The 9,518-nt window shown below is 42.5% G+C and carries 8 protein-coding genes and 1 pseudogene (1 of these 9 running past the window's edge); 1 reads left to right on the forward strand and 8 read right to left on the reverse strand.

The features are described from left to right. A pseudogene (locus F3741_06835) lies at positions 1 to 420 on the forward strand (cation transporter); it begins 789 nt to the left of the window's first position. Between the two features lie 57 nt (positions 421 to 477). Here the strand turns inward: F3741_06835 and F3741_06840 are convergent. The 8 genes from F3741_06840 to F3741_06875 form a co-directional block, all read right to left on the reverse strand. After that, positions 478 to 1,584 (reverse strand): deoxyhypusine synthase, encoded by a 1,107-nt coding sequence (locus F3741_06840; protein MZG30511.1) that lies wholly within the window; start codon positions 1,582 to 1,584, stop codon positions 478 to 480. Between the two features lie 126 nt (positions 1,585 to 1,710). Next, positions 1,711 to 2,148 (reverse strand): peroxiredoxin, encoded by a 438-nt coding sequence (locus F3741_06845; protein ID MZG30512.1) that lies wholly within the window; start codon positions 2,146 to 2,148, stop codon positions 1,711 to 1,713. A 104-nt stretch (positions 2,149 to 2,252) separates the two neighbouring features. Continuing rightward, positions 2,253 to 2,945 (reverse strand): 2-C-methyl-D-erythritol 4-phosphate cytidylyltransferase, encoded by a 693-nt coding sequence (ispD, locus tag F3741_06850; GenBank protein ID MZG30513.1) that lies wholly within the window; start codon positions 2,943 to 2,945, stop codon positions 2,253 to 2,255. Between the two features lie 6 nt (positions 2,946 to 2,951). Continuing rightward, entirely contained in the window at positions 2,952 to 4,322 is a 1,371-nt protein-coding gene (radA, locus tag F3741_06855) for a DNA repair protein RadA (GenBank protein MZG30514.1), read from the reverse strand. Between the two features lie 75 nt (positions 4,323 to 4,397). Beyond that, the gene (locus F3741_06860) at positions 4,398 to 5,876 is read right to left on the reverse strand and encodes a hypothetical protein (protein ID MZG30515.1); all 1,479 of its coding nucleotides are present in this window, start codon (positions 5,874 to 5,876) and stop codon (positions 4,398 to 4,400) included. Between the two features lie 140 nt (positions 5,877 to 6,016). Next, the gene (gene pal / locus F3741_06865; protein ID MZG30516.1) at positions 6,017 to 6,871 is read right to left on the reverse strand and encodes a peptidoglycan-associated lipoprotein Pal; all 855 of its coding nucleotides are present in this window, start codon (positions 6,869 to 6,871) and stop codon (positions 6,017 to 6,019) included. Between the two features lie 316 nt (positions 6,872 to 7,187). Continuing rightward, positions 7,188 to 8,531: a Tol-Pal system beta propeller repeat protein TolB gene (tolB, locus tag F3741_06870; GenBank protein MZG30517.1), complete on the reverse strand. Its 1,344-nt coding sequence runs from the start codon at positions 8,529 to 8,531 to the stop codon at positions 7,188 to 7,190. Next, on the reverse strand, positions 8,512 to 9,438 hold the full coding sequence (locus F3741_06875) for a hypothetical protein (GenBank protein ID MZG30518.1): 927 nt from the start codon (positions 9,436 to 9,438) through the stop codon (positions 8,512 to 8,514). Before F3741_06875 ends, tolB begins: the two co-directional genes overlap by 20 nt. Between the last annotated feature and the right edge of the window lie 80 nt (positions 9,439 to 9,518).

Below are 9,518 nucleotides of genomic sequence, written 5' to 3' on the forward strand. Positions count from 1 at the left end.
GGCGGAGAAGTTCTCATAGATGTTCATATTCTGGTTGCCTCCGAAATGACTGTAACCGAGGGTCATCGGGTCGCTGAAACTGTACGACGCAATCTTACTAATGCTTTCGATAATATTCAGGATGTACTCGTTCATGTAGATGGCGAACCCGACAAAGAATTCGAAACCATCTATCCTATTACCAGAAATGAGCTGATAGATATTGCCCAGCCATTGATTTCAGAACTGGAGGAAAATATTGTGCCGTCCGAATTCCGGGTGCACCATATTAAAGGAAAAAATATTCTGGATGTCTTTATTAAAGTTGAACCAGACCAAAGCATGGAAGGCTCTCGGACTTTGGCGGCAAACATCAAGTCCAAACTTGAATCCTCTTCACATATAGATCAGGCGCGGGTATTTCTCGACCTCAACCACTAGGCGTGGGGCCAACGAGCAATAACTGATGATTTACTGCTATTTATTACCGGGCGTTGTTCAGTGGCGGGAAAGTTTTTTCAGGGTGTCGTCTTCCCATTCAAACTCCATTCGAGGCCGCCCCTTATAAAGACCTTTTTGAAACGCATGCCCATAAATTAATGGAAGAGAAACGCTGGGTTCAACAAACGCCATACAGTGTGTTGCTTCCTTATTGACTTTCCCCCACGACTGCGCCTCAGCAAGCGTGCTTCCACTCAGCCCACCCCAGTGGGGAGAATCCGTAGTCACTTGCAGGGCATATTTATGCCCACCTGTATCCTTACCAAATATATAGGACATGACCACAGAGTCATTGACGTAGTTTTTGGGCACTCCTCCCGCGACATAAAAAGCCGCGGTACGCCTAGAGTTCACTACAACCTGAGTCAGTTCGTAATTATCACGAATAGAATCAATTGTAATGGGTTTGCGGCCTTCTTTGCGGGCCGAGTAGTAATGCTCCGTCAACCCTATTCCCAGGCTGGAGTCATTGAGAGCAGGACAAAAAATCGGAATATCATGTTTTCTGGCAGTAACAAGGATGGATTCATCATCATCAATCGTTTCTGAAAGCCTGTAGATAAAGTCTCTGCTGGAGTAGTTTCCAGGTTCCAAAGTATCAGCAAACCTGCCGACCAGGGTATCGTCATCAACAAATAACTCATCATCAACGTATGTGTCATAAATACGGTTGATGAAAAGTTCCCTCAATTTCGTGTCGTCAGCATTTGGACTGCCATAATAATGGCCGCCTCCCAGAGCGTTGTAATAGTCCTGGTATAAAATCGCACCGGTGGAAACAATAACATCCACCATATTATAATGGACCATGTCACGGATGACTTTTCTGAGACCCGCCGCTATAAGCGGACCCGCGAGACCAAGGAAAATAGTAGGCTTTTCCTCATCCTGAAGCATTTTGCCGAAAATTTTAGCGCATTGCCCGAGATTTCTCGCCTGTATAGACGCCGATTGAAACGACTCTACCAAGTCCCCCACATCATTAATGGTCTCAAAGTCGACTGGAGAAATCCTGGTGTTCAATATTTCTTTTTTAGTCTTCTTTTGTCCCTCATCCAAGGGTTCGGGCATATAAGATTCTTTGTACCCCATGCTTCGCTCCATGCAGAAAATTTAAGAAAGAATCATACCCCCCAAACTGCACCCCGTCAACCCACACAGCGTGGGACTAACCGACTGACCAAAGGAAACTCGGAGCTTTATGAGCTTCTAATTCTCATCGCTAAAAGATCAAAGGCGGGAACATAAATCCTTTGAATGGGTATTGGTATCAACACTTTCAATACTTTCGAGAACCTTGCCATCTTCTCCGATTACATAACTGATACGAGCCGCATACTGGTCTTCAACATTTTTTACAGCATGATAGCTTAAGGCAACTTCCCGGTTAACATCGCAAAGAAGGGGATAGGGGAAAGAAAATTTCTCTGCAAAAGCTTTATTATCCGCTTCATTATCGAGACTGACCCCAAAAATCTGGACATTTTTCTCTTCGAAATTTTTAAAGTCATCACGAAATCCCTGGCCCTCCATAGTGCATCCAGGGGTATCGGCCTTGGGGTAAAACCAAAGTATTACTTTTTTACCCCTGTAATCCTTAAGATTGATTGTATTACCATTATGATCGTTCACTGAAAAGTCAGGCGCATCGGTTCCGGGTTGCAACATTGTTTATCCTCCCTGAGTAAGGTTGATTGATATTTTTTAACGTTTATTAGATGACAAGAAAGGTATCTGGAAGCAGACTTTTTAGGCTGCTATGGGATATATCTTTAAATATCAGGGAAAAGTTTCGTAACAATGCTTTCGCCCAAAACCAGGTCTTCAGGACGGGTAATTTTGAGATTCCACTCAGATCCATCTACGACCCTTACCGGTTGCCCCATATATTCAATCAAAGCTCCTTCATCAGTGCCATAAAAGGAATCTTTTTGGGCATTTTGAAACGCCTGACCGAGCAAATCATAACGGAAAGCCTGTGGAGTTTGAACACGCCACAAACCCTCACGTTCAACAGTACGCTGAACCTTACCTGATTCATCTACCTGTTTGATGGTGTCATTCACAGGAATGGCAGTGATCGACGCGCCAAATTTTTCAGCAGCATCAATCGTTTCCTGAATCATTTTCTTCGATAAAAAAGGACGCACGCCATCATGAACCAGAACGATATCCGTATCCTTCGGAAGAGCCTTATATCCGTTAAAAACAGAGTCCTGCCTTTTTTCCCCTCCCATTACAACTTGTTTCACTAATGGGGGAGAGCCCAGCCAGTCGGTCCGGGCATTTGCCAGTTCTTTCTCTGGTACCACCAGCACCAGAGAATCTATAAGTCCAGACTCTTGAAACGTTTTTAAGGTGTAATGCAGGACAGGCTTTCCCCTCAAAGCCTGAAACTGTTTAGGGACTGTTCCTCCCATTCGGGTTCCCTGACCCCCTGCGGGAATTATCGCGCATACATTCATATCTTGTTATTCAAACAGGTGTTCAAAAAGTTCAGTAAGGTTTTTCACAAATATTAACTCAATATCTTTTCCCGAAAGGTTTTTAATTTTTTTTGCGCTATACGGTATGATGCAGCGTTTAAACCCCAATCTTACAGCTTCCAAAATTCGGGCGTCTAATTGCATGACCGAGCGAACCTCCCCTGTCAAACCCACTTCCCCTATCAGAACAGTTTCGGGGTCTATAACCCTGTCCCGAAAACTGCCCGCAATGGACGCCACTACCGCAAGGTCAAGAGCAGGTTCAGTAATTTTTATGCCTCCCGCCAGATTCACAAAGATATCTTCCCCCTGTAACTGAAGCCCCATTCGTTTTTCAATAATAGCGATTAACAATGACATACGGTTTTGATCAAATCCAGTAGCCATTCTTCTCGGCATGCCTATGGACGAGGATGTGCTGACCAACGCCTGCACCTCAACCAGCAATGTACGGCTGCCTTCCAGTGTAGCCGCTATTGCAGAGCCTGATGAGTTTTCCGGACGCTCTGACAAGAACCATTCAGAAGGGTTTTCCACCGCCACCAAACCTTCTGGCGCCATTTGGAACACGCCTATTTCAGGAGTAGGACCAAACCGGTTTTTAGTCGCTCTTAGAGCTCTGTATGAATGGCCACGCTCTCCCTCAAAATACACCACGGTATCCACAATATGTTCCAAAGATTTAGGGCCGGCTATTGCTCCGTCTTTATTGATGTGGCCAATTAAAAGTGTAGGAAGGTTACGTTGCTTGATAATCTGAAAAATTTTAAAAGCAACTTCGCGCACCTGGCCAATGCTTCCCGGTGCGGATTGCAATTCTGAAGTAAAAAAAGTTTGTACAGAATCCAACACCAGCACATCTGGCTTAACGTTCTCTATCCATTGGATAATATCTTCAACACAGATCTCTGAACAAACCAGAAGATTGTCTGACAAAGCATCCAGCCGATCAGCGCGGAGCTTAATCTGCGAGCCCGACTCTTCACCTGAAACATATAGAACTTTTTTCCCAACCCGAGCCAAATGCCCCATACTTTGTAAAGTAAGAGTAGATTTTCCTATACCAGGCTCCCCGCCAATCAGGATCAGTGATCCTTCAACCATGCCTCCACCAAGAACTCTGTCGAATTCTCCAATACCGGTGGTCAAACGATTTTCAACAACAGACTGTACTTCAGTGATTGGGATTAATGCTGAGGGCTCTGAGGTTCGTTTGGAATTCCGAGAAGATGATGTCTGTCGTGATACTTCTTCGACAAAACTGCTCCAGGCCATACATTCCGGGCACTTCCCCATCCACTTCGGTACCTGGTGCCCACACTCCTGGCAAATAAAAATAGTAGTAGTTTTAGCCATATTGAGGCAGAGCAATAAAAGTCATCGATCGGTCATTTCTGTTTTTTTGCCCGGCCGCACAGTTGGCTGACTGTGCTATTTTTTGGCGGGACTTAATTGACCGATAGCTTTTTTAATATCTTCGTTACGTGAGATATTGACATTCGCTTTTCGACGCAAATCGGCAAGTGCATCTTTGATAGCTTTTTGTTTTTTCACAAAATCAGATTGAACTTTTTGTAAAACTTTCTGCTCTTTTTGGATATCGCTTAAAGTAGTAGCAACCGAATCCAATTTCAGGACTTTCTGCTCTTTTTGGATATCTCTTAAAGTAGTAGCAACCAAATCCAGCTTTGTCTGCTCCTTAACAATCGTTTTCAGTATTTCAATAAGACGGGAAAGTTTCTCATTAGCAAGATCGACCTTGGTAGCACGTACATCTTCATTTTTCGCAGAATCCTTTAACCGATCTAAAACCGAGCTTTCAAGTTCTTTTGAGTTCGTTGCAAGTTTTGATGAAAGATCTATAAGTTTGTTGAACTTTTCATCTGCTAAGTTATTAAACTTACCGGCCTGTTCCAATTCAGCTTTGAGGGAAGCAAGGACTTCGTCTGTTGTTGAGTTTTGAGCTTTCAATGCTTTCAGGCTTACCGCCAGCTTGTTCATTTTTTCATCAGCAACGGTCAAGTTTTTGTTCGTGACGTTAATTGCAGTTTTAAGTTCTGCAATCGCAGAATGGCTATCAGCTAGGTTTTGATTGGTCCCCACGAGACTCTCTTTAATTGTCCCCATATCTTCGCTTATCGTATCCAGCAAAGCTTTTGCATCCTGACCTTGCTTCAGGCTTTTCTCAAGGACTCCAATCAACCCCTGGTTCAACTGCTGATTTTTTGTGGAGAAGGCCTCGAGGTTCTTCTGGGTTTCCATACTAGCCTGAGTCAATTGTTTTATCATCAACTGACGGATTTTTTCATTTTCTTCAGCCATAGCAGGGATGACTTCCGTTCGAAATAGTGCAATCGTATCATCAAATCCTTTTTTATTTGTAGCGCTCTGTAATTCAAGTTGTTGGACAACTTGTCTCAAAGTCTGCTCATTGGCCGTTGAAAATTCTTTAAAGTTTGTTTTGCTGCCCTGTTCAAATTTTTCCATATCTTGCGCCAGAGCTTCTTTCAGGTTTTCCTGCTCCATCCGAAATTGTTCGAGAATCTTATTTTGCTGGTGGATTTTATTCAAAACCTGATTTTTAACTTCTGCTTGCAAATCATCCAGTTTGGTATTTGTTTTATTTAGACTGGAAATAGTTTGTGACTTGTTGAGCTCTACGGCTCCCTGTAATTGAGGCAGAATTTGTTTAATCTCCTCAATCTGTAGTAAAAGGTTTTCTTGCTGCCCTTGCAAGCTGGCATCTGTATTCTTTAAATTTTCCAAGTGAAAGTTCAGCTTTTTTAATTCATGCTCTATTTTTCGCAAATCTTCATCATCGGCACCAAAAAGCTGGGCAAAAGAATTCATCGGAGAAAAAATTATAAACAGTAAAAAGAAAGAAATTTTGAAGACCTTCTTTATCATCATGAATTATGCTCTTTCTTAAATAACCAAAGTTTGTTGGTTTCCAATTTATTTCTACCAAAAAAATAGGCCGCGTCAGGGATGAATCCCCAAAGCGGCCATATTATATACGATTCTATCGAGAACCGTTAAAAAGAGAAAAATTATTTTGAAACCATAAAATGTGCCCGGCGATTCTGGTACCAGCAACTTTCACCGCTAGTAAGGCAGAAAGGCTTCTCTTCACCGTAACTTATGACATGAACCTTACCGGAATCCACACCCTGAGACACTAAATATTGCTTGGTAGAATGGGCCCGACGCTCTCCCAGAGCAATATTATAGTTATTTGTCCCTCTCTCGTCACAATGCCCTTGAACTTCTACATGCAGGTTCGGATTGTTTTTTAGAAAAGTAGCATTCTTTTTTAGGGTATCTTTGGCTTCAGCATCCAAGTCATATTTGTCAAATTTGAAATGAATATCTTTCAAGTCATCTGTCGTCTGGAAAGACTGCAATCTAGACTCTTGAATACCTGAGTCCATAGACCCTGTTGAACTTGAATCCGTAGACCCACCATTATCGCCCAAACCAGCTGTACCACCAGAGCCACCAGAGCCACCTGAAAAAGGATTAGCACTGAAAGAACCGGCAGAACCATTACCAATATTTGCCTGACCAGAGGATCCAAAGTTTTCGTTACCAGAACCACCCAATGAGCCTGATTCAGATCCGATACTTGCTAAGTTATCTGACCCGGCAGAACTACTAGAGCTTCCAAACGAAGACCCCGTAGAACCTTTTTCCAGAATTGGCTCCTCACTGAAAAAACCTGCATCTGCGGAACCGTCAGTTCTGCTATTATTTTCTTCTGTTGATCCAGAAGCTGTAAAGTCAGTACCTTCAATTGCATTTGCAGAATTTTCAATCTCCGGAGGCATAAGTTGCTTCGAACATGCCGTCGTTAAAAAAATACAGAATAATGAAGTGATGCCCGCCTTCCAACTCATAGTTTTCATATGTAGTCCTCGCCTAAAATTTTTCCCCGATAATATTAATCAATCAAAATTTATTATACCAAAATAGCTTTACCTGGAAACATAGTGGAACTAAGTTTCAGAATCTATTGCACTTAAATTATTATTGTGTGCTAATATAATCCTATAATTATATTAAAATTACAACAAAAATTATATGGATTCATGTAATTTTTTCGCAGTAACTGATAAACCAAACTAATGATTTTAAATATATAAAACAATAAGTTGTACATTTAAAACAGTAAAGCAAACCCATTTCGGGAGACAACCTTAAATTTTATACCCCAAATGTAAATTAATTTTTCAAATAAGGAGACCACGAAGGGCTATGCCCATTGCCTGAGAAAGTCAATTGTCTGGCTTCGTCACTCCCAACTTTCTGGATAAACAGGTTATATCTATTATTTTCTCTCTTACGATAGATTATAAACCTGCCATCAGGAGACCAACTCGGTTGCTCAAAGCTTCCTGCCCCTGAAGTCAAGATTGAGCCTCTATTTGTATTTAGGTCATATATTTTTATTTGAAATTTTCTCCCCACCCTTGAAGTGTAGGCAATCTGGTCACCATTGGGAGACCACGCAGGGTTATCGTTATAAGATGACCCGAAAGAAATGCGAGTGACCTTCGCCTGGTCACCCTTTGCGGAGTCCATTATATAAATTTGAGGAGCACCGGTTCCTGACCGGTCGGAGGTGAAAACAATTTTTTTTCCATCAGGAGACCATGCAGGCGATGTATCAATATTGAAATGGCGTGTTAAACGTTTCAGTTTACGATCTTTGTTTAAGATATAAACTTCAGAATTTTGATCCCGGCTTAACACCAATGCAATACTCTGCATGTCAGGAGACCATGCCGGTGCGGCATTCAGCCCCGGAAGGCGGTGGAGAGTCTGCCTTTGCTTCCCGGAAGAATCGATCATTATCAAATCTGGGTTACGTGCCGCATACGATGTATAAAGAATCCAGTTCGCATCTGGAGACCATGCCGGACTCAAATTTACAGTATGGTCATTGGTTATCCGCCTGAGGTTATGCCCATCAAAGTCTATTAGATAGATTTCCTTACCTGAATTTTCCTGATTCAGAAAAGCAATCTGAGTTTGGGCAACACCGCGTTTCCCCGTTAACTGCAGAACCACTTCATCCGCAAAACGATGAACGGTTTTTCTTAACAAGTCTCGCGAAGACTTATAACGTTTGCCAAGTAGAAACCTTTTGTTCACCGCATCATAAAGTCTAAAAGTAAGAACCTGTCCCTTGCCGTTCGCCACATCGCTAAATTCAGTTTTGATAAGCCATTGGGCTCCTACCTGCCGCCAGCTTCTATAGTCCACTTTAGAAGTTGAACGCTCCATTTTTTCCAATTCCTCAAACACTGCCTCCTGCAAGGGAGAAAACCATTCGGAAAGCTGCAAATCCCTTTTCAAAATCAGTTTCGCCTCTTTGGCAATTCCCATGACATCCGCACCTTTCACCACGAAGTCCGCAATCGCCAGATCAACTTTTTTCCGGGTCTCAAGCTCAAGATCAATACGGGCTCTTGGTGCCGTAAACCCATTATGCATCGGCACCAACACCAACGAAATTAATACAAGAATGAAACTGAAACAGGATCTAATCGTCTTTGGGAACATATTTGAAGTACATTTCTAGATGAAGGTTTGATGCCTTTAATCCCTTTGGAAACTCAGGGAAAGGCACGGAGTCCAGAATCGCCTTGACAGCAAGGGTGTCCAGGGCCTCCACTCCGGAGCTTTTCTTGATAACGGGTTTATCAGCATTTCCCTTTGGGAAAATATAAAATGAAACCACAGTTTCCTGGTTGTGTTCTTGTGCTAAAGGTTCTCTCCAGTTTTTATAAACTTTCTCCTTGATCATACCTACATACAACGTTTGCACATCAGCGCCCGGCAGACCATCTTTTTTCGCCAACACAAACGAATCTTCTTCCACTGATTCCGTCACAGTTCTTGAGGGCTTAGGCAAGGTACGAAGTTTACTTTTAAAACTGGAAGAGTCCAGCCTTGCGCTGGATACTTCCACTCTAACAGGATCAGACTCAATGGATAAAGAACTTAATTTCTCTGCTATAGAATTAAACGATTCACTACCTTTTTGAGTGCTTATCCTGGGTTCCTGCACGCTGGATTTCACTTCAGAAGCAGGGCTTGAATCCAGCATGGCCAGTTGCTGTAATTCCTTCAGTAAATCATTTTCTGGAGCAATGGTTTTCTTAAGCTTCTCTTTTTCGGGAGCCGGTTTTGATGGGGTCTCTTTTAGAACTTCTTTTGAAGAGGTTTCTACCAGACTTTCTTCCATCTTAAGTTCATCAAAGTTTTTCAATATATCTTCTTGCAGGGGCACAGGAGCAACAGCTTTCACCTCATCAACCTTTTTATTTTTTAAAGACTCCAGTTCACGAAAAGTCTCCTCTGAAACAGACTTAACAGGTTTGGTGACCACACGCTTTTTTTTTGGTTTTTCCAAACGTGCCAACTGGTCAAGCTCTTCAATCATATTTTTGGTTGGTGGTATTACCATCTTTGATTCCAGCTTGCCCAACTCCTCCAGAATTCCCTTGGATCGAGGGGTTTTGATTGCAGGAATTTTAGTAGGTTTGG

The organism is Nitrospinota bacterium (genome assembly GCA_009873635.1).
Classification (GTDB): domain Bacteria; phylum Nitrospinota; class Nitrospinia; order Nitrospinales; family VA-1; genus LS-NOB.

Bases quoted from the DNA above. Each gene is read 5' to 3' on its own strand.
- ispD (MZG30513.1), bottom strand. From the start codon at position 2,945: ATGAATGTATGCGCGATAATTCCCGCAGGGGGTCAGGGAACCCGAATG.
- tolB (MZG30517.1), bottom strand. From the start codon at position 8,531: ATGTTCCCAAAGACGATTAGATCCTGTTTCAGTTTCATTCTTGTATTA.
- radA (MZG30514.1), bottom strand. From the start codon at position 4,322: ATGGCTAAAACTACTACTATTTTTATTTGCCAGGAGTGTGGGCACCAG.
- F3741_06840 (MZG30511.1), bottom strand. From the start codon at position 1,584: ATGGAGCGAAGCATGGGGTACAAAGAATCTTATATGCCCGAACCCTTG.
- F3741_06845 (MZG30512.1), bottom strand. From the start codon at position 2,148: ATGTTGCAACCCGGAACCGATGCGCCTGACTTTTCAGTGAACGATCAT.
- F3741_06875 (MZG30518.1), bottom strand. From the start codon at position 9,438: ATGGTAATACCACCAACCAAAAATATGATTGAAGAGCTTGACCAGTTG.
- F3741_06860 (MZG30515.1), bottom strand. From the start codon at position 5,876: ATGATGATAAAGAAGGTCTTCAAAATTTCTTTCTTTTTACTGTTTATA.
- pal (MZG30516.1), bottom strand. From the start codon at position 6,871: ATGAAAACTATGAGTTGGAAGGCGGGCATCACTTCATTATTCTGTATT.